This is a genomic window from Variovorax sp. W1I1, from assembly GCF_030815625.1.
GTDB classification, from domain to species: Bacteria; Pseudomonadota; Gammaproteobacteria; order Burkholderiales; family Burkholderiaceae_C; genus Variovorax; species Variovorax paradoxus_C.
In genome coordinates this window covers 4,711,430-4,733,359 of sequence record NZ_JAUSWZ010000001.1, presented here as the reverse complement: position 1 = coordinate 4,733,359, position 21,930 = coordinate 4,711,430, and the positions used below count along the sequence as shown (strand labels likewise).

Below are 21,930 nucleotides of genomic sequence, written 5' to 3'. Positions count from 1 at the left end.
TTCCAGCAGCGCGTGCTCTCCGCGCTCGCCATTGCCAACTACCGCTCGCTGCGCCAGCTGACGGTGCCGCTCGGCCGCCTTACGGTGGTGACGGGGGCCAATGGCAGCGGCAAGTCGAGCGTGTACCGTGCGATGCGCCTCCTGGCAGACATCGCCAACGGCGGTGTGATCCGTTCGCTGGTGCGTGAAGGCGGTCTGTCTTCCACGCTGTGGGCCGGGCCCGAGCGTTTTTCGGCGGCGATGCTGCGCGGGGAAATGCCGGTGCAGGGCACCACGCGCAGCGAACCGGTCGCGCTGAAGCTGGGGTTCGCCGGCGCCGAATCGGAGGATTTCGGCTACGCCATCGACATCGGCCTGCCGCCGCCGATTCCCTCGACGGCTTTTTCGCGCGACCCGCAGATCAAGCACGAGGCGATATGGAGTGGCCCGCTGCTGCGGCCCTCGACGCAACTGGTCGACCGCAAGGGCGGCGCACTGCGCCTGCGCGAAGGCAAGGGCTGGCAAGCCGTGGGTCGGCCGATCCCGGCCTTCGCCAGCATGATGACGGAGCACGCCGATCCGCGCGATGCGCCCGAGATGCTCACGCTGCGGGAGCAGATGCGCTCCTGGCGCTTCTACGATCATTTCCGCTCCGATGCCGAAGCACCCGCGCGCCTGCCGCAACTGGGCACCTACACGCCGGTGCTCGCCAACGACGGCGCCGACCTGGCGGCCGCGCTGCAGACCATCCGCGAGATCGGCGACGGCGAGGCACTCGACCGTGCGGTGGACGATGCCTTTCCAGGTGCCCGCGTCGAAGTCGAGGCCGAAGGCGATCGCTTCCAGACGTTGATGCACCAGCACGGCCTCCTGCGACCCCTGACGGCCGCCGAACTCTCGGACGGCACCCTGCGCTACCTGTTGTGGATCGCCGCGCTGCTGACGCCCCGGCCGCCCGCGCTGCTGGTGCTCAACGAGCCCGAGACCAGCCTGCATCCCGACCTGCTGCCGGCGCTCGGCCGTCTCATCGCGCAGGCGGCGCGCCAGTCGCAGGTGATCGTGGTGTCGCACGCCGCGCGCCTGATCGCCGCGCTGGACGACTGCGAAGGCCTGCAACCGGTGGTGCTCGAAAAGCAGTTCGGCGAGACCCGCATCGCGAACCTCGACATGAGCGAAATCCCGCGTTGGGAGTGGCCGGCGCGGTAGCGGGAAGGCGCCGGTCTATTCGGCCTTCACCGACATCGTCTGGATGATCGTTTCCAGTTGCGCACTCATCGGCAGGTTGATGCTCTCGCCCGAGGGCAGCTTGCGCAGAAACCAGCGCTTGTACTGCCGCTCGATTTCGCCGTCTTCCGCCAACACCTGGAAGGTGTCGTTGACCACCTTGGCCAGTTGCGCGTCGCCCTTGCGGTACATGATCCCGTAGGGATCGTAGGAGAGGAAGTCGCCCACCACCTCGTAGTCGGACTTGGCGGCGTCCTGCGCGATGAGGCCGTAGAGCAGCACGTCGTCGGTCGCGAAGGCATCGGCCTGGCCGCTCTTCACGAGGCCGAACGATTCCGCGTGGTCGCGCGCCACCTGCAGGTTGATGCCGAGCTTGAACTTCTCCGACAGCTCGCGCAGCGTCTTCTCGTTGGTGGTCCCGGCGGTCACGGCCACCTTCTTGCCGGCCAGGTCGCGGAACGACTTGATCGGCGCGCCTTTCTTCACCAGCACCTTGGTGCCCGAGACGAACATCGTCGGCGAGAAGCTCACGCGCTTCTGGCGCTCAAGGTTGTTGGTGGTCGAGCCGCACTCCAGGTCCACCTTGCCGCTGGCGACCGCATCGATGCGCGAATCGGACGTGACGGGCACCCACTTGATCGCGAGGCTCTTGTTCACTGTGTCCTCGATGGCCGTGACCAGCGCGCGGCACAGCTCGATCGAATAGCCGATCGGCTCCTTGCGCGCATTGAGGTACGAGAAGGGCACCGACGACTCGCGGTAGCCGATGGTGATGGCGCCGGTCTCGCGCGCCTTGGCAAGGGTGCCGGCGAGCTGTTCCTGTGCGTGCGCCGGTGCGGTGGCAAGCGAGGCAACCGCCAGCAGTCCGGCAAGAAGAACCGACAGAACCGACCACGTGGCCTTGAGGTTCATGGCGCGTCTCACGCGTGGGCCGGGTGGGCGAGGGTGGCGTTGGCTTCCTCGTCGATCGCCTTCGCATTGACCTCGGCATCGCTCTCGGAGAGCAACTCGCCCTCCCACTTGGCAACCACCGCGGTGGCGATGGAATTGCCCACCGCGTTGGTGGCCGAGCGGCCCATGTCGAGGAAGGTGTCCACGCCCAGGATCAGGAGCAGGCCGGCTTCGGGAATGTCGAAGTGATTCAGCGTGGCGGCAATCACCACCAGCGAGGCGCGCGGCACGCCGGCCATGCCCTTGGAGGTGAGCATGAGGATCAGCAGCATCGTGACCTGCGTGCTGATCGGCATGTGGATGTTGTAGGCCTGCGCGATGAAGAGCACGGCGAAGGTGCAGTACATCATCGAGCCGTCCAGGTTGAACGAGTAGCCCATCGGCATCACGAAGCTGGAGATCTTGCGCTTCACGCCGAAACGGTCGAGCGCCTGCAGGATCTTCGGGTACGCCGCTTCGGAGCTGGCCGTGGCGAACGAGAGCAGGAAGGCTTCCTTGATGAGCACCAGCAGCTTGAACACGCGCGGCCCGAGGAACAGGAAACCCGCCAGCACCAGCACGCTCCACAGCACGAAGAGGCCCAGGTAGAAGTCGCCCATGAAGACGGCGAACTTCAAGAGGATGCCCAGGCCGTTCACCGCCACCGTGGCGGCCATGGCGGCGAGCACGGCGAGGGGCGCGAGCTTCATCACGTAGCCGGTGATCTTGAGCATCGCGTGCGAGAGCTCTTCGATGGCGGCCACCAGCGTCTTGGCCTTGTCGCCCAGCGAGGCGAGCGCCACGCCGAAGAACATCGAGAACACCACGATCTGCAGGATCTCGTTGTTGGCCATGGCCTCCACGAACGACTTGGGCACCGTGTGGCTCACGAAGTCCTTGAGGGTGAACTTGGAGGTGGCCAGGTTGGCCGAGGCACCGATGTCGGGCAGCGGCAGCCCGAGGTTCTCGCCGGGCTTGAGCAGGTTGGCCATGACGAGGCCGATGACCAGCGAAATGAGCGAGGCGGTGAGGAACCAGCCGATGGCCTTGCCGAACACGCGGCCGACCGATTTGGCATCGCCCATGTGCGCGATGCCCACCACCAGCGTGGAGAACACCAGCGGGCCGATCAGCATCTTGATGAGGCGCAGGAACACGTCGGAGACGATGGAAACGTAGTCCGCGATTTCCTTGGCAGCCTTCTTGTCCGGAAAGCTGGTGAAGATCATGTAGCCCACGATGATGCCGAGCACCATGGCGATCAGGATCCATGCCGCCATCGGCAATTTTTTCTTCATGCGTATCCCCTTTGTCGTGTGAGAGTGGTTTTTGTCGAGGGCTCGGGACCGACCTGCACCTTGTCCCCTCGTGCAAGCAGGCACAGGGTATCCAAGAAGGACCCGGGCACGCAATGGCTCCCAATGCCAATTCCGTGCCATGGCACGGGCGCTGCCTACAATTCCTCACATGGAAATCACCCCGATCGAGTTTCGCGGCCAGCCCGCGATCCGAGCCCTTGGCGCAGACGGCAGCACGTTGACCGTGGCCCTGCATGGCGCGCAAGTGCTCTCGTGGACCACGGCCGACGGAGGGGAAAGGTTCTATGTCAGCCCCCGCGCCGTGTTCGACGGCAAGACCGCGATCCGCGGTGGCGTGCCCGTATGTTGCCCGCAGTTCAACATGCGCGGCATGCTGCCCAAGCATGGTTTCATGCGCAATCTGCCTTGGGAGCCGCAGGGCACTGGCGCCTCGGGCGACACCGTGGCACTCCGGCTGCGCGACAACGAGGCCACCCGGGCGCTCTGGCCGCACGCTTTCGAGGCGCGCCTGGAGGTCACGATGGCTCCCGGCCAATTGCGCATCGCGCTCACGCTGACCAACATCGACTCCGCGCCCTGGGCCTTTGCCGCGGCGCTGCATTCCTACCTTCATGTCGACGACATCGCCCAGGTGCGGCTCGAGGGCCTCGAAGGCGCCAACCGCTGGGATTCGCTGCGCGACGACCGCCATGTGGAGGCCGCTGCCGCATTGCGTTTCGACGCCGAGTTCGACAGCGTCTATGTCGCGCCCGCAAAACCGCTGCGCCTCGTGCAGCCGGGCGGCACGCTCGAAATCTCGCAAAGCGCGAGTTGCACCGAAACCGTGGTGTGGAACCCGGGCGCCGAACTCTGCGCCAAGCTGGCCGACATGCCGGCCGACGGCTACCGTCACATGCTCTGCGTCGAGGCGGCCCGCATCGACGAGCAAGTGACCCTGGCGCCCGGCGCCCAATGGCAGGGCTGGCAACAGCTCACCGTTCTCTGATTTCCTTCCGGTTCAAATCCCCATGCTTGCCAAACGCATCATTCCCTGCCTCGACGTTACCGGCGGCCGTGTCGTCAAGGGCGTCAACTTCCTCGAACTGCGCGATGCCGGCGACCCGGTCGAGATCGCCGCGCGCTACAACGCGCAGGGCGCCGACGAACTCACCTTCCTGGACATCACCGCCACCAGCGACGGGCGCGACCTGATCCTGCCGATCATCGAGGCGGTGGCTTCGCAGGTCTTCATTCCGCTCACGGTCGGCGGCGGCGTGCGCACCGTGGCCGATGTGCGCCGGCTCCTCAATGCGGGCGCGGACAAGACCAGCTTCAACTCGGCCGCCATCGCCGATCCGCAGGTGATCAACGACGCCTCGCAGAAGTACGGCTCGCAGTGCATCGTGGTGGCCATCGATGCCAAGCGCCGCACGCCCGAAGAGGCGGCCACGCGCGGTCCGGGATGGGATGTGTACAGCCACGGCGGCCGCAAGAACACGGGCATGGACGCCGTGCAATGGGCCGCCGAAATGGCGCGCCGCGGCGCGGGGGAGATCCTGCTCACGAGCATGGACCGCGACGGCACCAAGAGCGGCTTCGACCTCGCCCTGACACGCGCGGTGAGCGATGCGGTCAGCGTGCCGGTGATCGCCTCGGGCGGCGTCGGCAACCTGGACGACCTGGCCGACGGCATCCAGACCGGCGGCGCCGATGCGGTGCTGGCGGCCAGCATCTTTCACTACGGCGAGCACACCGTGGGCGAGGCGAAAGCCCGCATGGCCGCACGGGGCATCCCGGTGCGGATCGACCGTTGATGAACCGCTGAGGGGTCTTTACCCATCCCCGACAATACCGCCCATGAATTGGCTCGATGAAGTGAAATGGGACGCGAACGGCCTGGTGCCGGTCATCGCGCAGGAACAAGGCAGCAACGACGTGCTGATGTTCGCCTGGATGAACCGCGAGGCGCTCGAGAAGACCGCCGAGCTGGGCCGTGCGGTGTATTTCAGCCGCTCGCGCAACAAGCTCTGGTTCAAGGGCGAGGAATCGGGCCACGTGCAGACCGTGCACGAGATCCGCCTGGATTGCGACAACGACGTGGTGCTGCTCAAGGTCACCCAGCTGGGCCACGAGCCTGGCATCGCCTGCCATACAGGCCGCCACAGCTGCTTCTTCAGCAAGTACGAAAAAGGCCAGTGGACCGTGGTCGAGCCGGTCTTGAAAGACCCGGAGTCGATCTACAAATGACCGACACCGTGAACAACACCTCCGATGCTCTCGCACGCCTGGCCGCGGTCATCGAGACCCGGCTGCCCGCGAACGGTGGCGACCCCGAGAAGAGCTACGTCGCGCGCCTCCTGCACAAGGGCCCCGACGCCTTCCTGAAGAAGATCGGCGAGGAAGCCACCGAGGTCGTGATGGCCGCCAAGGACGCCGATCACGGCGGCGACCGCTCGAAAATAGTGAACGAAGTGGCCGACCTGTGGTTCCACACCATGGTGGCGCTTGCGCACTACGGTTTCTCGCCGGCCGAGGTGGTCGCGGAGCTCGAGCGCCGCGAGGGCACCAGCGGCATCGAGGAAAAGGCCCTGCGCAAAGTGCAGGCCCGCGAGGCATCCAACGATTGAAAGGACATCCCATGGCCAACGACATCGTGAACGTGGAACCCGACGAATCGCTCAAGACCTGGGGCTGGGTGAGCTACATCCTGCACCTGATCGTGGCCATCGGCGCCGTGCTGCCGGGGGCGCAGGCCTCCATCGTCATCCTGCTGGTGGCCCTGGTGATCGACTTCGTGAAGCGCGACGACGCGGCTGGCACCTGGCAGGCCTCGCACTTCAGCTGGCGCATCCGCTCGGTGCTTTGGGCTGGCCTGCTGTACATCGTCACCTCGTGGCTCTGGCTGCTGTTCTTTGTTCCGGGCTGGATCGCCTGGAGCCTGATTTCGCTGTGGTTCCTGTACCGGATCGTGAAAGGCATGATCCGCATGAACGACAACCGCCCGATGGAACCCAAAGATGTCATCTGATCCGAACTGCGTTTTCTGCAAAATCGTCGAAGGCAAGATCCCTTCGCGCAAGGTCTACGAAGACGAGGACCTGTTCGGTTTCCATGACATCGCGCCCTGGGCGCCGGTGCACTTCATGCTGGTGCCCAAGAAGCACATCGCTTCGATGGCGCAGCTCACGCCCGACGACGCCGCGCTCATGGGCAAGATCATGACCCTGGCGCCGAAGCTGGCGCTGGAGCAGGGCTGCAGGCCCTATCCGGACGGCGGCTATCGCGTCGTCGTCAACACCGGCACCGAGGGCGGGCAGGAGGTTCACCATCTCCATGTGCACGTCATGGGCGGCCCCCGGCCGTGGCTTCGCGGCTGAACTTCGTTAAGCCAAACTGTCACATTTCGACCGACTAAAATCGGACACATTCTTAGGAGTCTTCCATGGGTTCTTTTTCTATCTGGCACTGGCTGATCGTGCTGCTCGTCGTGGTCATGATCTTCGGCACCAAGAAGCTGCGGAACATGGGTTCGGACCTTGGTGGCGCCGTCAAGGGCTTCAAGGACGGCATGAAGGATGCCAACGGCAATCCGACCACCGACGCATCCGCCGCCTCGTCGGCCCCCGCGGCGCAAGTGACCGGTCAGCCGGCCAACAGCGACAAGACGATCGACGTCGAAGCGCGTCAGAAGTCCTGAGCGCGGACCGCACGTGCTCGACCTCGGCATTGAGAAGCTGGCGCTGATCGGCGTCGTGGCGCTGATCGTCATCGGGCCGGAGAAGCTGCCGCGCGTGGCTCGCACGGTCGGCACCTTGCTCGGCAAGGCCCAGCGCTACGTGAACGACGTCAAGGCCGAAGTCAACCGCTCGATGGAGCTGGACGAACTCCGCAAGATGAAGACCACGGTGGAGGAGGCGGCGCGCGACGTCGAGAACAACATCCACACCGGCGCGAGCGAATTCGAGAAGCAGTTCTCCGGCTCCGGCGAAACGCTCTCGGCCCTGGCCGAGCCCGAGGCGACGGTGCCCGAGTACAAGCATCCCCGCAAGAACTGGCGCCTGAAGCAGGGTGCCACGCCGAATTGGTACAAGGCGCGCAACGGCGTGCGGACCAAGGCGTTGTCGGGTGCGGCGCGGGTTGCGCGTTTCCGCCCCCACAAGATCAACTAGCGCTTCAACACCCCGCACACCCCCGCGTCTCTCGCTTGCCGCACGCCGGCCGAAGCCACGCTCTTTCCTTTCCCCATGGCCGATTCCGACGACAAGAACAAAGACAAAGAAGACGAGCTGGCGGGCACCGAGCAGCCGTTCGTGCAGCACCTCGTCGAGCTTCGCGACCGCCTGCTCTACTGCGTCTACGGCTTGGCCGTCGCGGGCATCCTGCTCGCTATCTGGCCTGGACCGGGCGGACTGATCGACCTGATCGCGATGCCCATCCGCGCGCACATGCCGCCGGATGCCAAGCTCATCGCCATCGGCGTGTTCTCGCCGTTCTTCGTGCCGCTCAAGGTGCTGATGATGACGGCCGTGCTGCTGGCGCTGCCGTGGCTCATGTACCAGGCCTGGATGTTCGTGGCGCCGGGGCTCTACAGCCACGAGAAGCGCTTTGCCCTGCCGCTCATCTTCTTCGGCAGCCTGCTGGCGTACGCGGGCATCGCCTTCGTGCAGTTCTTCGTGCTGGACAAGATGTTCAGCTTCATCCAGAAGTTCACGCCCGCCGCGGTGGCGGCCACGCCCGACATCTCGTCGTACGTGGAGGCGATCCTCTCGCTCTACATTGCGTTCGGCGTCGCCTTCCAGGTGCCGATCGTGGTGATGCTGCTGGTGCGCTTCGAGATGGTGACCATCGAGAAGCTGAAGTCCTTCCGCGGCTACTTCATCGTGGTGGCCTTCGTGGTGGCTGCGGTGCTTACGCCGCCCGACGTGGTGTCGCAACTTGCGCTGGCGGTGCCGATGTGCCTGCTGTACGAGGTGGGCATCATCGGTGCGCGCTATTTCGCGATGGGCAAGAAGCCCGACGAAGAAGAAAACGCCGACTCTTCGGCGTCCAGCTGAAGTTCAAGGGCTCACGCCAAGCCCAGTCATTTCTGGAAACACCGTGGAGCCGGCTTCGCCGGGCCGCTGGTGTTGCCTCGTAGGGGTAGGCGAAGCGACACGAAGTGCACCGAGCCTGAGGACCCGTCCTACTCCTGCTGATTGGGCACTTGCCGGACCGGGCTCTTCGGCCGGAGCCCCGGCGTCACATCCAGCTCCATCTTGTCGCTGCCGCGCTGCAGCGCAAAGCGCGCGGTGTCGCCGGGCTTGAGGCCCGCCACGGCGGTCAGCAGGGCCTGCACGTTGTCGGTCTTCTTCTCGCCCACCGAGGTGATCACGTCGCCCGGCCGGATGCCGGCCTTGGCCGCGGGGCCGTTCTGCAGCACGCCGGTGATGATCACGCCCGCATCGGCCTTCACGCCGAAGGTCTCGGCCAGTTCGGGCGAGAGGTCGTTCGGCTCGACGCCGATCCAGCCGCGGCGCACCTGGCCTTCCTTCACGATGCCTTCCAGCACGATCTTGGCCATCGACACCGGAATGGCGAAGCCGATGCCCATGCTGCCGCCCGAGCGCGAGTAGATCGCGGTGTTGATGCCCTGCAGGTTGCCGTTGACGTCGATCAGCGCGCCGCCCGAGTTGCCGGGGTTGATGGCCGCATCGGTCTGGATGAAGTTCTCGAAGTTGTTGATGCCCAGCTGGTTGCGCCCGAGCGCCGAGACGATACCGCTCGTCACCGTCTGGCCGACGCCGAAGGGGTTGCCGATGGCGAGCACCTGGTCGCCCACCAGCAGCTCGTCGGAGTTGCCCAGAACGATCACCGGGAGCTTGTCAAGCTCGATCTTGAGCACCGCCAGGTCGGTGTCGGGGTCGGTGCCGATCACCTTGCCGCGAGCGTGGCGGCTGTCGTTCAGGGTCACTTCGATCTCGTCGGCGCCCTCGACCACATGGTTGTTGGTGAGGATGTAGCCGTCGGTGCTCACGATCACACCGCTGCCCAGGCCCACCTGGGGCTGGTCGGCCTGGTCGCCGAAGAAGAAGCGGAACCAGGGGTCGTTGCTGCGCGGATGGCGCTGCGCCGCCTTGCTGGTGTTGATGCTCACTACCGCCGGTGAAGCCTTCTTGGCCGCCGCGCTCAGGCTGCCGATGGCGGGCACGCTCGGGGCGCCGGCCGGCGCCTCGACGATCGACACCACGCCGCCGAGCGAGGTCGAGCGCTTGTTGATCCACTCGGGCTTGAGTGTCGCGACGACGAAATAGGCCGCCAGCAGGACGGTCACGGCTTGGGCAAAGAGCAGCCAGGTGCGTTTCATGAAAACTTGATGAAAAGACGTTCGAAGGCGCCGCGCGGGGCAGCGATGTGTGGGATTGTCCCTCAATGGGGTTGACGATAGACCGCGCCGCGCGGTCGAGATTGGCAAGCTCCGGCTGCGTGAATACGGGATAACCCCTAGCATCGCGCAGCGATCCACCCGGCTCCCACCTCTTCAGGCCTACCGCGCTGCCTACCCGGCGGATGCGGCCAGGCATATCCTCGGCGCGCGATCTTCCGTTTTCCCACCCGGTTCCACGGCCCCGGCGCGCGCGGTCACGATTTTCCTGCCAGCCATGACTTCAGAAGCAACCCTCGCGGACGGCGCAAAGCCCGCTCCGGCACGCACGCTCGACGCGCGCGACTACAAGACCCTTGCCCTTTCGGCCCTCGGCGGAACGCTGGAGTTCTACGACTTCGTCATCTATGTCTTCTTCGCCACGGTGCTGGGCGGGCTGTTCTTCCCCGCCGACATGCCCGACTGGCTGCGGCAACTGCAGACCTTCGGCATCTTCGCGGCCGGTTACCTCGCCCGCCCCGTGGGCGGCATCGTCATCGCGCATTTCGGCGACCTCCTGGGCCGCAAGCGCATGTTCACGCTCTCGATCTTCCTGATGGCCGCGCCCACGCTGGTCATCGGCCTCTTGCCCACCTACGCAAGCATCGGCGTGGCGGCGCCCCTCCTGCTGCTGGCGATGCGCGTGCTGCAGGGCGCGGCCATCGGCGGCGAGATGCCCGGCGCCTGGGTGTTTGTCGGCGAGCACGTGCCGGCCAAGCGCTACGGTTTCGGCATCGGCACGCTCACCTCGGGGATCACCGGCGGCATCCTGCTGGGTTCACTGGTCGCGGTGGCCATCAACCGCCATTACTCGCCCGAGCAGGTGAGCGATTTCGCCTGGCGCATTCCCTTCATCCTGGGTGGCGTGTTCGGGCTGGTGTCGGTGTACCTGCGCCGCTTCCTTCATGAAACGCCGGTCTTCAAGGAGCTGGCCGGCCTGAAGTCGGTCGCCCGCGAGCTGCCGCTGCGCACCGTGCTGCGCGAGCACCGGCTGGCTTGCGTGTACGTGGCGCTGCAGACCTGGGTGTTGTCGGCCGCGATCGTCGTGGTGGTGCTCTACACGCCCACCTACCTGCAGAAGGTGCACCACATTCCGGCCGCGCTGGCGCTCGAAGCCAACGCGCTCGCCACGTTGACCCTGACCATCGGCTGCGTGCTGGTCGGCTGGCTGAGCGACCGCATCGGCACGCGCGGGGTGATGCTCGTCGGCTGGGGTGGCCTCTTCGCCACGGCCTACCTGTTCTACACGGGGCTGCCTGGCACGCCGGCCACGCTGTTCTGGCACTACGGGCTGGTCGGCCTCTTCGTGGGCACCATCGCCACGGTGCCGATCGCGGGCGTGCGCGCTTTTCCGGCGCCGGTGCGCTTCACCGGGCTTTCGTTCGCCTACAACATGTCGTATGCGGTCTTCGGCGGGCTCACGCCGGTGATCCTCACGCTCTGGCTGCAGCACGACACGATGGCGCCGGCGCACTACGTCGCCGCGCTGGCGGCGCTGGGCTTCCTGCTCGCCCTGTTGCCACTGGCCGCGCGCGGCCATGCCATGCGCGATGGCGTCGGGGCCCCGGGCAGCGCGACAATGCCGCGATGAGCACCACACGCCACGAACTGCTCCACGCATTCGACCTGTTGCTGGCCCCCGGGCGCTTCAAGGACTACGGACCCAACGGCCTGCAGGTCGAAGGCCGCACCGTGGTCCGGAAGATCGTCTCGGGCGTGACCGCCAGCCGCGCGCTGATCGAGGCCGCTATCCACGCCGAGGCCGATGCGATCTTCGTTCACCACGGCCTGTTCTGGCGCGGCCAGGACGGCTGCGTCACCGGCTGGATGAAGCAGCGCTTGGGTCTCTTGCTCGGCGATGACGTCAATCTCTTCGCCTACCACCTGCCGCTCGATGCGCATCCGGAACTGGGCAACAACGCGCAGTTGGGACTGCAGCTCGGGCTCGTGGCGCATGCGGGGTCTGGCGGACGCTTCGGGGAGCAGGAGCTCGGCTTCCTCGGTGCGCGCGAAAACGGCGAGAACTTCGCCAGTGCCAAGGCGCTGGCTGCGCACGTCGAAAAAGTGCTCAAGCGCCCGGTCACGCTGCTCGATACGGCGCACCGCCCCATCAAGAACATCGCCTGGTGCACCGGCGGCGCCCAGGGCTACTTCGAAGCGGCTATCGCAGCCGGCGCCGACGCCTTCATCACCGGCGAGATCTCCGAGCCCCAGGCTCACTACGCGCGCGAAATGGGCGTGGCCTTTCTCGCCTGCGGGCACCACGCGACCGAGCGCTACGGCGCCCAGGCCGTGGCCGCGCATGTGGCGGCGCAGCTCGGGCTGAAGCACGAGTTCATCGACATCGACAACCCGGCATGAGCGCAGCGATTGCCATCACCCTGGGCGATCCCGCGGGCATCGGCCCGGAGATCATCGCCAAGGCCTTCCGCAACGCACCCGATGCGACCCGCGGTGCCTTCGTGGCCGGCGACGTGGCCACGATGCGGCGCGCTTCGCAGGCGCTGGCCGGGCCGGGCCAACCGGCATGGCCCGTCGCGGAGATCGAGACCGTGGCCGAAGCCGCCAGCGTTCCGACCGGCTGCATCCCAGTGCTGCAGGTGATCGCGCCGCCGGCCAACATCGTGCTCGGTCAGATCAGCGCGGAGGCCGGCCGCGTGGCCGGCGATTGCGTGGTCTGGGCCGCACGGGCTGCATTGCGTGGCGAGATCGCCGCCATCGTGACCGCGCCGCTTCACAAGGAGGCGCTGGCCGCGGCCGGCTTTCCTTATCCCGGCCACACCGAGCTGCTGCAGGCCGAGGCGGCGGCGCACCTGGGCCGCAGCGTGGCCGACGTGCCCGTGCGCATGATGCTGGCCAACGACGAGCTGCGCACCGTGCTCGTGAGCATCCACATGTCGCTGCGCGACGCCATCGAGGCCGCGCATTTCGAGGGCGTGCTGCAGACGCTGCGCATCACGCACCGTGCGCTGTCCCACGCACTGGGACGCGCGCCGCGCATTGGCGTCGCGGGTCTCAATCCGCATGCGGGCGAGGGCGGCCTCTTCGGTTCGGAAGAGCGCGAAATCATTGCGCCGGCCATTGCGGCCGCGCGCGCCGAAGGCATCGATGCCAACGGGCCGCATGCGCCCGACACCGTCTTCATGCGCGCCCGCGCCCGGCATGGCGTGCCGGACAGCGGCGAGTTCGATGTGGTGATCGCGATGTACCACGACCAGGGCCTGATCCCGGTCAAGTACCTCGGCGTGGAAAAGGGGGTGAATGTGACGCTGGGGCTGCCGCTGGTGCGCACCAGCCCCGATCACGGCACCGCGTTCGATATCGCGGGTGCCGGGCTCGCCGATGCGTCGAGCCTCGTAGAGGCGCTTCGCATGGCGAAGGCGCTGGGAAGCGCCTGAGAGTCTTCTTAAGAAGGGCGCTTCAGGCTGTCGCGGATTTCGCGCAGCAAGGTAATGTCTTCTGGCGTTGCGGCCGGCGCAGCAGGTGCCGCCGCTTCGGTCTTTCGCAGCCTGTTGATCTGCTTGACCATCATGAAGATGATGAACGCCAGGATCACGAAGTTGACCGCCACGGTGATGAAGCTGCCGTAGGCCAGCACCGGCACGCCGGCTTTCTTGAGATCGGCCAGCGTGTTCGCCACGCCGGCAGGTGCTGTGCCGAGCACCACGTAGAGGTTCGAGAAATCGAGCTTGCCGAACACCACGCCCACCAGCGGCATGATGATGTCCGCAACCAGCGAGTCGACGATCTTGCCGAACGCCGCGCCGATGATCACGCCGACCGCGAGGTCGATGACGTTGCCCTTGACGGCAAATTCCTTGAATTCACTGAGGATGCTCATGATTCAAAAGGCTGCTGGAGCTCTGCTGTTGAAGGAGTGCCGAGTATGCCCGCGATTGCTCAATTCTCCAGAGGGCGGAGGGCAACGCCGATGTGCGCCGGCGGCAACCCTTCACGGCTGCGCGCGGCAATTTGCCGGAAGCCGTCTTCCAGGTGCTGCACGAAGCGCGGCGTGTCGAAGTAGCCGCGGCGCGCGTCCTTTGCCTCCGCAAGCCGGCCGCGCAGCACGGCCAGTTCATCCCGATGCGTGGCGTAGTGCACGGCCTTCTCGACGTATTCGTCGTGGGTCGTCGCCACCAGCTCCGGCAGGCCGATGGCGCCCAGCAGGCTGCCCGCCATGCGCGACACCATCGTCGTGCCGGTGAGCGCAAGCAGCGGCACGCCGGCCCACAGCACGTCGTTCGCGGTGGCACCGCTGCTGTAGGGAAAGGTGTCGATGAACAGGTCGGCCAGGCCGATGCGCGCCAAGTGCCTGTCGATCGACATGCGCGGCGAAACGATGAGGCGTTCTGCCGGCAGGCCGGCCGCCTCCCACTGCGCACGCAGGTTCGTCTCGAAGCCGTTCGGCCCCTGCGCCAGCCAGAGCACCGCGTTCGGAATGCGCCGCACGATGCGCACCCAGGCCGCGAAAGTCTCCGGCTGGATCTTGAAGGACTGCGAGAAATTGCACAGCACGAACGCGTCCTCGGGCAGCCCGTGGTCGGCACGCGTGGCCTTCTGCGGATTGGTGGGACGCTGCGAGTCGATGACTTGAAAGGTCTCGGGCAGGCGAAGCAGCTTCTCGGAATAGCAGTCTTCCGTGCCGGGTGGCGAGAGGAAGTTGTCGGAGACCAGGTAGTCGTAGTTCGGCGTGCCGCTGGTGCCCATGTAGCCCAGCCACATGAGCTGCGCCGGCGCCGCGTGGTAGGCCATTACCTGCGGCTTCGCACCGCGCGTGTCGCCCGAGAGGTCGATGAGGATGTCGACTTCGTCCTCGCGGATGCGCTCGGCCATCTGCTGGATCGACTGGCCTTGCATGTCCACGAAATGCTCGACGGATGAAGCGATGCGCGCGCGGGCCGGGTGCCCATCGTCGGGTCCGTACGAATACGCGAACACCTCGAAATCCTTGCGGTCGTGCCGGGCGAACAATTCGGCCGTGAGATGCGCGACCGGATGGTTGCGGAAGTCGAACGAGTAGTAGCCCACGCGGATGCGCGGCGACGTGCGCAGCGCGCCTGCATCGGCAAACGGCTGGATGCCCACGTTCCTGTCGGCCAGCGCGGCGGAGCGTTGCGTCCAGGCCATGAGGCGCCGGGCGTCGTCGTAGTTGGACATCAGGATGAACGACGACACCGTCTGGTCGTTGCCCGGGGTGTCCAGCAGCGTGGCGATTTTTTCGCGCAGTTCGGGCACGCCGCGCCAGTCGGCGATGTGGGCCTTTTCGCCCAGCATCCAGACCATGGCCGGCATGAAGTTCGGGTCGTCGCGCAGGCACTGCTCGAACTGCGCAATGGCCGCCTCCGACTGGCCGGCCATCACGTAGGTCACGCCCAGGTTGCAGCGTGCGAGCACCTGTTTCGGATGCACTTCGAGTGCCTTCTTGAGCACCTCGATGGCGGTGTCGAAATGGCCGAGCCTGAAATTCACCGTGCCCAGGTTGTTCAGCAGCAGCTCGTGCTCCGGCAGGCTGTCGAGCGCGATCTTGTAGAGCTCGGCCGATTCCGCGAAGCGCATCGACACGCCCTCGAGCGCGCCGCAGACGCCATAGAGCGCCGCCACGCCTTCGGGATCGGAGAGTGCCTTGTGGCGCTCCTCGGCCGGCCAGTTGCGCATGGCGTGCTGCATGGGCGCGATGGCGTCCGCGGGGCGGCCGGCGCTGAGCAGCGCACGCGAGAGCAGGTACGAGGCCTCCAGGTCGCGCGGGTCGGCCGCCGCCGGTTCGAGCGAGGCGAGGGCGCCTGTCCAATCCTTCTGGTGCGCGCGGATCTTGCCGATGTTCTTGTGGGCCGCGGTGTAGTTCGCGTCGAGCTTCAGGGCCTGCTGGAAGTGAAGGACGGCTTCGTCGAAGCGGTTCTGTTCCATGTCGATCGCGCCGGCGTTGTTCCATGCGGCGGGCGCTTGTGGTGCGAGTCGCGTGGCGTCGGCCGCGGCTTCGCGTGCCTGCCTGAACTTCTTTTGCTGGCGGTAGACCGCCGAAAGATTGATGTACGCCTCGGGGTAGTTCGCAAATGCCTTGATCGCGCGGCGCAGGTCCTGCTGCGCTTCGGCCAGCAGGTTCAGGTGCATGAAGATCGTCGCGCGGGTATTGAAATAGAAGTGATGCGGCGACTGCGCGATCGCCTGGTTCACATGGTTGAGCGCCAGCCGGGGCCGGCCTTGCCGGTACAGCGCTTCGCCCGTCAGGTGCAGCGCGTCGGCATGGCCGGGGAATCGGGACAGCAGGGCCTGGTAGATCTGCAGCGCTTCTGCAAGGCGGCCCTGCCGATGCAGCGCGAGGCCTTGCTCCAGCAGCGCCGAGGCGGCGGCCTTGGCGTTTTCCTCGAAAGTGGCGGGTGCTGGCGCGATGGAAGAGGTGGTCATGGGCTGTGTGAAGGACGGATCGCAGGGACACCAGGCACATCGGCCCCGACCCTTTGCGGCAGCAAAAAAGACCGGTCACCCAGTATAGGTGCCGGCCTTCGATTTCATCCTTGGCAAGCACCCCCGGCGCGCTTGCGCCGCGGGTGCACGGAACGGATTACCAGGACCAGGAGGCGCCGATGCCGCCGCCGACCTTGCCGTTGTTGCCGCTGCCGAAGTTCACCTTGATCTGGGCCGATTCGCTCAGGCGGAAGCTCGCAGCCGCGGCGACCGCCGAGCGGCCGTCGTAGGAGCCCACGCCCACGCCGATGCCGAAGCTCTTGCCCGCTTCGAGCGCCGGCACCGAGGCGGCAGCCAGGGCAATGGCCGCACCGGTGCTGCTGGTCTTGCGCATGTCCTGCACTTCGCTGCGAACCTGGTTCAACTGCGACATGTTGGCTGCGTCCGTCGGCAGGATGCCGGGCGCCACGTTCTGCACGCGCCCATTGGCCACCATGCCGTTGCCGGCCGTGATCGAACCGCCGGCCGTCACGTTGCCGGTGACGTTCACCGTGCCTGCGTTCAAGGTGGTGACGTTGCCGGTCACCGCGTTGATCGTCGTGATGTTGCCGGTCTGGGTGTTCAGCACCGTGATGTTGCCGTTGGCTGCCGTCAGCGTCTGGAAGTTGCCGGTGTTGGCATTCACGGTGGTGGCGTTCACCGTGCTCGCATTGACCGTGCTGGCGTTCACCGTGGTCGCAGCCACCGTGTTGGCGGTCAGCGCGTTGATGGTTGCGCTGGCTGCCGACAGGTTGGTGGTGCTGACGTTGGTGGCGCTGATCGTGTTGATCGTGGCGCGGCTTGCCGTCAGGTTGGTGGTGCTGACGTCCGTGGCACTCAAGGTGTTGATCGTGCCGTTGCTCGCCGACAGGTTCGTCGTGCTCACATTGGTCGCGCTCAGCGTGTTGATCGTTCCGCTGTTGGCCGTCAGGTTCGTGGTGCTGACGTCGGTGGCGCTCAGCGTGTTGATGGTGCCGCTGTTGGCTGTCAGGTTGGTGGTGCTGACGTTGGTGGCGCTCAACGCGTTGATCGTTCCGCTGTTGGCCGTCAGGTTCGTGGTGCTGACGTCGGTAGCGCTCAACGTATTGATGGTGCCGCTGTTGGCTGTCAGGTTCGTTGTGCTGACGTTGGTGGCACTCAGCGTATTGATCGTGCCGTTGTTGGCGGTCAGGTCGGTGGTGCTGACGTTGGTGGCGCTCAACGTGTTGATCGTTCCGCTGTTGGCGGTCAGGTTCGTGGTGCTGACGTTGGTAGCGCTCAACGTGTTGATCGTGCCGTTGTTGGCTGTCAGGTCGGTGGTGCTGACGTTGGTGGCACTCAGCGTGTTGATCGTTCCGTTGTTGGCGGTCAGGTCGGTGGTGCTGACATTGGTGGCGCTCAGCGTGTTGACCGTCCCGCTATTGGCGGTCAGGTCGGTGGTGCTGACATTGGTGGCGCTCAACGTGTTGACTGTTCCGCTGTTGGCCGTCAGATTCGTGGTGCTGACGTTGGTCGCACTCAGCGTGTTGACAGTGCCATTGGACGCCGTGAGATTGCTCGTGCTGACGTTGGTGGACGTGAGCGACGAGATGCTGCCGTTGCCCGCCGTGATGTTCGCCGTGTTGATGTTGGTGGCATCGACGTTCGTGCCGAGGATGTTCGTGGCGGTCACGCCGGTGGCGAGGATGTTGGTCGACGTCAGCGACTGGATCGTCCCGTTGCCCGACGACAGGTTGCCGGTCGTCACGTTGTTTGCGCTCAGCGTGCCGAGCGTTCCGTTGGCGGCCGAAATGCTGGCCGAACTGATGCTGGTCGCGGTCACGGTTCCGGCGCTGACGCTCGATGAGGTCAGGCTGGTTGCCGTCAGGTTGGGCGTGGAGATACCGTCGGCGGACGTCAGAACGCCGTTGTTGCCGCTCGTGATGTTGAGGATGCCCAGGCCGGGAGGATCGACGACGACGTTGACGCCGCCGACGGCCACTTGCGCGTATGCAACCGGCAACGTCATCACGTACCCCGCACCTACCAACACAGAGGCCAGAACACGGCTGATCCCCGCGGGGCGAACGCTGCGGGAACCGGGGTTGGAAGCGGAGCGCTTGGGTGTAGTCATCTGACTGTTTCCTTGGTGGATGGGCGACAACTTCGCGAGCCCCGACGTGCCCGGGTTAACCTCGAAGTGAGGTCGGGTTTCATTGCGTTACCCGATGCAACCAATGCTAGGAATCGTGGCGCCGATGAACATCACCGGGATCGGTAGTTCTTGGCCTATGCCTTCGACGGCCGCACTGCCTGTGGCGCAAGTGAAAGCCTGTTGAAAGCCAATGCGCATGCGGAGTTGGCCGAACCGCGCGGAGGGAATGCCGCATCGAGATGCCGGTTCCGATGCGTTCCGAAGGGGCGCGATGCTACGTAACACGCGCGGTCACAAGTGCGTAACAACAGGGCCAAAACAAGCCCCGGAGGCGCCGTTGGAAGCGCATCGGCGCCCCTCGTTCCTGGCTAATTTCCCAATGAAATCAAGGTGCTGGTCGCCTTGACGCACTCGGCTCGGCCGGTGCGCTTTCGCGCGGGCATTGTTCCTGCGGTATCTGAAACGAAAGTCAACATTTGGAAGCTACCTTGCGTAGCAAGAGGGACGTGCGCGTGGCCATCAATCTTTCCAGTCACCCTTTGAGAACGGCGCCGATGCCGTCGGCGTCGCAGCTGTCGTACGTGAGCACTTTTCACGGTGCACTGATCGTCGAGGAAGACCCCGACGTGGCCGCCCGGCTGCGCCGCATACTGGGTAACCTCGCGCCCGGCCGCCGCGTCGTGGTCGCATCCACGCGCGCCGAGGCGTGCAACCTCCTGGCCTCGCTGCCCTACGACCTCCTGCTGGTCGGCATGTGCCTGCCGGGCAGCGACGGCGTCTCGCTGATCCGCCATGTGCGCGAGACCTACCGGCACATCGAGACCATCGCCATGTCGCCGTGCGACGACCATGAACTGGTGAACGCCGCGATCTCCGCGGGCGCCATCGGCTACCTGCTGACGGAAGCGGACGATGCCGAACTCTCCTTCCTGCTGCGCTCGATCGAGCGCGGCGGGGCGCCGATGGACTCGCGCGTCGCGCGGCGCATCCTCGGGCTGATCGCCGCATCGGCGAAGACGCGGACGATCGAGCCGATCCGGACCGTGCCTCTTGCCGAACCGCCGTCGGCACCCGCCCGGCTCTCGCCGCGCGAGCTCAAGGTGCTGCGGCTGATTGCGCAGGGATGGAGCAACCGGCAGATCGCGGAGGCGGTCTACCTGTCGGTCAACACGATCGAGTTCCACGCCAAGAGCATCTATCGGAAGCTCGCGGTCAAGTCGCGGACCCAGGCGGTCCACGAGGCGATGCAGCACGGCCTTCTGAACTGAAGGCTGCCTGGTCGAGCCACCGCGGCCCCGCCGCCCGGCATGTGTGGTGCGCGTTCCACGGACGCGCCGCGCCGGCCATCGTTCGCCGGCCACGCGCATGGCAGCCATTGAATATCCCTTCGGCGCCCCGCTACAATCGCGGGTTGACCCCTGCTCCAGCGAAGAAGACAAGAGGATCCCCATGAGTGACATGACCTCCGGCTCGCCCCGGATCGACACAAGCAAGCGGACGTGGTTGATCGCATCCAGCTGTGCCGGCGTAGCGGGTGGCGTGGCCACCGTAGTTCCATTTGTGAGCACGTTCCAGCCGTCGGAGAAGGCCAAGGCCGCCGGCGCCGCTGTCGAAGTCGACATCTCGGCGCTCAAGGTCGGCGAGAAAATGACCGTCGAATGGCGCGGCAAGCCGGTCTGGATCCTCAAGCGCTCGCCCGCGCAGGTTGCTGAGCTCCCCAAGCTGGACGGCCAGTTGGCCGATCCGCTCTCCAAGCGCCACCCCGACGAATTCACCCCCAAGTACGCCCAGAACGAGCATCGCTCGATCAAGCCTGAAGTGCTGGTCGTGGTGGGTATCTGCACCCACCTGGGCTGCTCCCCGGTGGACCGCCTGCAGGCCGGCCCCCAGCCTTCGCTGCCGGCCGACTGGGAAGGCGGCTTCCTCTGCCCTTGCCACGGTTCGACGTTCGACCTGGCCGGCCGCGTTTTCAAGAACAAGCCCGCGCCCGACAACCTGCCTGTGCCCCCGCACATGTACCTGTCGGACACCAAGCTCCTGATCGGTGAAGACTCCAAGAAGGCCTGAGGCAGAAGAAGAACATGGCTGAATTCCACGAAATTTCCCCCAACGCGCCGGCTGGCGAGAAGCTGCTCAACTGGGTCGACAACCGCTTCCCGCTGACCAAGCTCTGGAACGACCAGTGGGGCAAGTACTACGCGCCGAAGAACTTCAACTTCTGGTACATCTTCGGCTCGCTGGCGATGCTGGTCCTCGTGATCCAGATCGTCACCGGCATCTTCCTCGTCATGCACTACAAGCCCGACGCGAACCAGGCGTTCGCATCGGTCGAGTACATCATGCGCGACGTGCCCTGGGGCTGGCTCATCCGCTACATCCACTCGACGGGCGCCTCCGCGTTCTTCATCGTGGTGTACCTGCACATGTTCCGCGGCCTCATGTACGGCAGCTACCGCAAGCCCCGCGAGCTGATCTGGGTGTTCGGCTGCGCGATCTTCCTGTGCCTCATGGCCGAAGCCTTCATGGGCTACCTGCTGCCCTGGGGCCAGATGTCCTACTGGGGCGCCCAGGTGATCGTGAACCTGTTCGCCGCCATCCCGTTCATCGGCCCTGACCTGGCCCTCCTGATCCGCGGCGATTACGTGGTGAGCGACGCCACGCTGAACCGCTTCTTCAGCTTCCACGTGATCGCCGTGCCACTGGTGCTGCTCGGCCTCGTGGTCGCCCACCTGATTGCGCTGCACGAAGTGGGTTCCAACAACCCCGACGGCATCGAGATCAAGGCCAACCGCGGCCCCGACGGCCATCCGCTCGACGGCATTCCGTCGCATCCGTACTACACGGTGCACGACATCTTCGGCGTGGTGGTGTTCCTCACAATCTTCTCGGCGGTGATCTTCTTCGCGCCCGAAGCCGGTGGGTACTTCCTCGAGTACAACAACTTCATCCCGGCCGATTCGCTGAAGACGCCCAACCATATCGCCCCGGTCTGGTACTTCACGCCGTTCTATTCGATGCTGCGTGCAACCACCGACGACATGGTCAACGTGTTCGCCCTCATCATCGGCCTGGCTGCCATCCTGAACTTCGTCAAGGGCAAGTCGGGTACGGCGCTGAAGATCGCGATCGTCGTCGTGGCGGCCGTGGCCATCTTCCTGCTCAAGGCCTTCGATGCCAAGTTCTGGGGCGTGGTCGTGATGGGCGGCTCGGTCATCATCCTGTTCTTCCTGCCGTGGCTGGACCACAGCGAAGTCAAGTCGATCCGCTACCGCCCGAGCTGGCACAAGTATGTGTATGGCGTCTTCGTCTTTCTGTTCCTGATCCTGGGCTACCTGGGCATCCAGCCTCCCGGCGTCTGGGGCAACCTGGTCATCGGCTCCTTTGCCCTCGACATCGCCCAGACCATCTCGCAGATCGGCACGCTCTTCTACTTCGGCTTCTTCCTCTTGATGCCCTGGTGGAGCCGCAAGGGCGAATTCAAGCCCGTGCCCGAGCGCGTGGTCTTCGCCGCGCATTGAGACGAGACACGAGAAGTGCAAGAGCTT

22 protein-coding genes are annotated in these 21,930 nt (G+C 65.6%); 16 read left to right on the top strand and 6 right to left on the bottom strand.

The features are described 5' to 3' along the window. Window positions 1–12: 12 nt before the first annotated feature. Complete coding sequence (locus QFZ83_RS22245) at window positions 13–1,185, top strand: AAA family ATPase (protein ID WP_307510148.1); 1,173 nt, start codon at window positions 13–15, stop codon at window positions 1,183–1,185. Window positions 1,186–1,200: 15 nt separating this feature from the next. On the opposite strand, the gene QFZ83_RS22240 is transcribed toward QFZ83_RS22245, so the two are convergent. Beyond that, window positions 1,201–2,115 (bottom strand): amino acid ABC transporter substrate-binding protein, encoded by a 915-nt coding sequence (locus tag QFZ83_RS22240; protein ID WP_307510146.1) that lies wholly within the window; start codon window positions 2,113–2,115, stop codon window positions 1,201–1,203. A gap of 8 nt (window positions 2,116–2,123) precedes the next feature. Then, complete coding sequence (locus tag QFZ83_RS22235; protein ID WP_306880141.1) at window positions 2,124–3,431, bottom strand: dicarboxylate/amino acid:cation symporter; 1,308 nt, start codon at window positions 3,429–3,431, stop codon at window positions 2,124–2,126. 169 nt (window positions 3,432–3,600) lie between these two features. On the opposite strand from QFZ83_RS22235, the gene QFZ83_RS22230 reads away from it, so the two are divergent. The 9 genes from QFZ83_RS22230 to tatC all read left to right on the top strand — a co-directional run bounded on the left by QFZ83_RS22230 (window position 3,601) and on the right by tatC (window position 8,485). Then, a complete protein-coding gene (locus QFZ83_RS22230) occupies window positions 3,601–4,437 on the top strand; it encodes a D-hexose-6-phosphate mutarotase (protein WP_307510145.1) in 837 nt (278 codons plus the stop codon). A gap of 22 nt (window positions 4,438–4,459) precedes the next feature. Beyond that, window positions 4,460–5,245, top strand: coding sequence for an imidazole glycerol phosphate synthase subunit HisF (gene hisF / locus QFZ83_RS22225; RefSeq protein WP_307510143.1), 786 nt, complete (start codon window positions 4,460–4,462; stop codon window positions 5,243–5,245). Between the two features lie 34 nt (window positions 5,246–5,279). Continuing rightward, window positions 5,280–5,678 (top strand): phosphoribosyl-AMP cyclohydrolase, encoded by a 399-nt coding sequence (gene hisI, locus QFZ83_RS22220; protein WP_306880279.1) that lies wholly within the window; start codon window positions 5,280–5,282, stop codon window positions 5,676–5,678. Next, complete coding sequence (locus tag QFZ83_RS22215) at window positions 5,675–6,058, top strand: phosphoribosyl-ATP diphosphatase (protein WP_307510140.1); 384 nt, start codon at window positions 5,675–5,677, stop codon at window positions 6,056–6,058. The genes hisI and QFZ83_RS22215 overlap by 4 nt, the downstream gene beginning before the upstream one ends. An 11-nt stretch (window positions 6,059–6,069) precedes the next feature. Beyond that, window positions 6,070–6,459: a hypothetical protein gene (locus QFZ83_RS22210; RefSeq protein ID WP_176660408.1), complete on the top strand. Its 390-nt coding sequence runs from the start codon at window positions 6,070–6,072 to the stop codon at window positions 6,457–6,459. Beyond that, complete coding sequence (locus QFZ83_RS22205) at window positions 6,449–6,808, top strand: histidine triad nucleotide-binding protein (RefSeq protein WP_013539728.1); 360 nt, start codon at window positions 6,449–6,451, stop codon at window positions 6,806–6,808. Before QFZ83_RS22210 ends, QFZ83_RS22205 begins: the two co-directional genes overlap by 11 nt. Before the next feature lie 65 nt (window positions 6,809–6,873). Continuing rightward, window positions 6,874–7,128, top strand: a complete 255-nt coding sequence (gene tatA, locus QFZ83_RS22200; protein WP_093439792.1) for a Sec-independent protein translocase subunit TatA — start codon at window positions 6,874–6,876, stop codon at window positions 7,126–7,128. Between the two features lie 13 nt (window positions 7,129–7,141). Continuing rightward, window positions 7,142–7,600: a Sec-independent protein translocase protein TatB gene (gene tatB, locus QFZ83_RS22195; RefSeq protein ID WP_307510138.1), complete on the top strand. Its 459-nt coding sequence runs from the start codon at window positions 7,142–7,144 to the stop codon at window positions 7,598–7,600. A gap of 75 nt (window positions 7,601–7,675) precedes the next feature. Then, window positions 7,676–8,485: a twin-arginine translocase subunit TatC gene (tatC, locus tag QFZ83_RS22190; protein WP_306880138.1), complete on the top strand. Its 810-nt coding sequence runs from the start codon at window positions 7,676–7,678 to the stop codon at window positions 8,483–8,485. Window positions 8,486–8,613: 128 nt separating this feature from the next. Here the strand turns inward: tatC and QFZ83_RS22185 are convergent, their stop codons facing one another. Next, window positions 8,614–9,774 carry a S1C family serine protease gene (locus QFZ83_RS22185; RefSeq protein WP_307510136.1) on the bottom strand — a complete coding sequence of 387 codons (1,161 nt, stop codon included), beginning with the start codon at window positions 9,772–9,774 and terminating at the stop codon, window positions 8,614–8,616. 295 nt (window positions 9,775–10,069) lie between these two features. On the opposite strand from QFZ83_RS22185, the gene QFZ83_RS22180 reads away from it, so the two are divergent. From QFZ83_RS22180 to pdxA, 3 genes are read left to right on the top strand one after another with little or no spacing between them, the layout of a single operon-like run. Further along, on the top strand, window positions 10,070–11,422 hold the full coding sequence (locus QFZ83_RS22180; protein WP_307510134.1) for an MFS transporter: 1,353 nt from the start codon (window positions 10,070–10,072) through the stop codon (window positions 11,420–11,422). Next, window positions 11,419–12,192, top strand: coding sequence for a Nif3-like dinuclear metal center hexameric protein (locus QFZ83_RS22175; RefSeq protein ID WP_306880135.1), 774 nt, complete (start codon window positions 11,419–11,421; stop codon window positions 12,190–12,192). The genes QFZ83_RS22180 and QFZ83_RS22175 overlap by 4 nt, the downstream gene beginning before the upstream one ends. Further along, window positions 12,189–13,229: a 4-hydroxythreonine-4-phosphate dehydrogenase PdxA gene (pdxA, locus tag QFZ83_RS22170; RefSeq protein WP_307510132.1), complete on the top strand. Its 1,041-nt coding sequence runs from the start codon at window positions 12,189–12,191 to the stop codon at window positions 13,227–13,229. The genes QFZ83_RS22175 and pdxA overlap by 4 nt, the downstream gene beginning before the upstream one ends. A gap of 8 nt (window positions 13,230–13,237) precedes the next feature. Here pdxA and mscL read toward each other — a convergent pair whose 3' ends face one another. The 3 genes from mscL to QFZ83_RS22155 form a co-directional block, all read right to left on the bottom strand. Continuing rightward, window positions 13,238–13,672 carry a large conductance mechanosensitive channel protein MscL gene (mscL, locus tag QFZ83_RS22165; RefSeq protein WP_013539736.1) on the bottom strand — a complete coding sequence of 145 codons (435 nt, stop codon included), beginning with the start codon at window positions 13,670–13,672 and terminating at the stop codon, window positions 13,238–13,240. Between the two features lie 59 nt (window positions 13,673–13,731). Next, window positions 13,732–16,233 carry a tetratricopeptide repeat protein gene (locus tag QFZ83_RS22160; protein WP_307510131.1) on the bottom strand — a complete coding sequence of 834 codons (2,502 nt, stop codon included), beginning with the start codon at window positions 16,231–16,233 and terminating at the stop codon, window positions 13,732–13,734. 157 nt (window positions 16,234–16,390) lie between these two features. Then, window positions 16,391–18,364, bottom strand: a complete 1,974-nt coding sequence (locus QFZ83_RS22155; protein WP_307510129.1) for a YadA-like family protein — start codon at window positions 18,362–18,364, stop codon at window positions 16,391–16,393. A 575-nt stretch (window positions 18,365–18,939) separates the two neighbouring features. On the opposite strand from QFZ83_RS22155, the gene QFZ83_RS22150 reads away from it, so the two are divergent. The 3 genes from QFZ83_RS22150 (at window position 18,940) to QFZ83_RS22140 (ending at window position 21,903) form a co-directional block, all read left to right on the top strand. Continuing rightward, entirely contained in the window at window positions 18,940–19,653 is a 714-nt protein-coding gene (locus QFZ83_RS22150; RefSeq protein ID WP_373424162.1) for a LuxR C-terminal-related transcriptional regulator, read from the top strand. Between the two features lie 181 nt (window positions 19,654–19,834). Then, window positions 19,835–20,452 carry a ubiquinol-cytochrome c reductase iron-sulfur subunit gene (gene petA, locus QFZ83_RS22145; RefSeq protein WP_306880129.1) on the top strand — a complete coding sequence of 206 codons (618 nt, stop codon included), beginning with the start codon at window positions 19,835–19,837 and terminating at the stop codon, window positions 20,450–20,452. A 14-nt stretch (window positions 20,453–20,466) separates the two neighbouring features. Then, window positions 20,467–21,903 carry a cytochrome bc complex cytochrome b subunit gene (locus QFZ83_RS22140; protein ID WP_306880128.1) on the top strand — a complete coding sequence of 479 codons (1,437 nt, stop codon included), beginning with the start codon at window positions 20,467–20,469 and terminating at the stop codon, window positions 21,901–21,903. The last annotated feature ends 27 nt before the right edge of the window (window positions 21,904–21,930 follow it).

What these genes read in the sequence shown, in the direction of transcription:
- QFZ83_RS22235 (WP_306880141.1), bottom strand. Translation starts at nt 3,431, where the DNA reads ATGAAGAAAAAATTGCCGATGGCGGCATGGATCCTGATCGCCATGGTG.
- QFZ83_RS22180 (WP_307510134.1), top strand. Translation starts at nt 10,070, where the DNA reads ATGACTTCAGAAGCAACCCTCGCGGACGGCGCAAAGCCCGCTCCGGCA.
- QFZ83_RS22175 (WP_306880135.1), top strand. Translation starts at nt 11,419, where the DNA reads ATGAGCACCACACGCCACGAACTGCTCCACGCATTCGACCTGTTGCTG.
- tatA (WP_093439792.1), top strand. Translation starts at nt 6,874, where the DNA reads ATGGGTTCTTTTTCTATCTGGCACTGGCTGATCGTGCTGCTCGTCGTG.
- pdxA (WP_307510132.1), top strand. Translation starts at nt 12,189, where the DNA reads ATGAGCGCAGCGATTGCCATCACCCTGGGCGATCCCGCGGGCATCGGC.
- QFZ83_RS22240 (WP_307510146.1), bottom strand. Translation starts at nt 2,115, where the DNA reads ATGAACCTCAAGGCCACGTGGTCGGTTCTGTCGGTTCTTCTTGCCGGA.
- QFZ83_RS22140 (WP_306880128.1), top strand. Translation starts at nt 20,467, where the DNA reads ATGGCTGAATTCCACGAAATTTCCCCCAACGCGCCGGCTGGCGAGAAG.
- QFZ83_RS22150 (WP_373424162.1), top strand. Translation starts at nt 18,940, where the DNA reads ATGCCGTCGGCGTCGCAGCTGTCGTACGTGAGCACTTTTCACGGTGCA.
- QFZ83_RS22185 (WP_307510136.1), bottom strand. Translation starts at nt 9,774, where the DNA reads ATGAAACGCACCTGGCTGCTCTTTGCCCAAGCCGTGACCGTCCTGCTG.
- hisF (WP_307510143.1), top strand. Translation starts at nt 4,460, where the DNA reads ATGCTTGCCAAACGCATCATTCCCTGCCTCGACGTTACCGGCGGCCGT.
- QFZ83_RS22230 (WP_307510145.1), top strand. Translation starts at nt 3,601, where the DNA reads ATGGAAATCACCCCGATCGAGTTTCGCGGCCAGCCCGCGATCCGAGCC.
- QFZ83_RS22215 (WP_307510140.1), top strand. Translation starts at nt 5,675, where the DNA reads ATGACCGACACCGTGAACAACACCTCCGATGCTCTCGCACGCCTGGCC.
- QFZ83_RS22210 (WP_176660408.1), top strand. Translation starts at nt 6,070, where the DNA reads ATGGCCAACGACATCGTGAACGTGGAACCCGACGAATCGCTCAAGACC.
- QFZ83_RS22155 (WP_307510129.1), bottom strand. Translation starts at nt 18,364, where the DNA reads ATGACTACACCCAAGCGCTCCGCTTCCAACCCCGGTTCCCGCAGCGTT.
- mscL (WP_013539736.1), bottom strand. Translation starts at nt 13,672, where the DNA reads ATGAGCATCCTCAGTGAATTCAAGGAATTTGCCGTCAAGGGCAACGTC.
- QFZ83_RS22205 (WP_013539728.1), top strand. Translation starts at nt 6,449, where the DNA reads ATGTCATCTGATCCGAACTGCGTTTTCTGCAAAATCGTCGAAGGCAAG.
- petA (WP_306880129.1), top strand. Translation starts at nt 19,835, where the DNA reads ATGAGTGACATGACCTCCGGCTCGCCCCGGATCGACACAAGCAAGCGG.
- QFZ83_RS22160 (WP_307510131.1), bottom strand. Translation starts at nt 16,233, where the DNA reads ATGACCACCTCTTCCATCGCGCCAGCACCCGCCACTTTCGAGGAAAAC.
- tatC (WP_306880138.1), top strand. Translation starts at nt 7,676, where the DNA reads ATGGCCGATTCCGACGACAAGAACAAAGACAAAGAAGACGAGCTGGCG.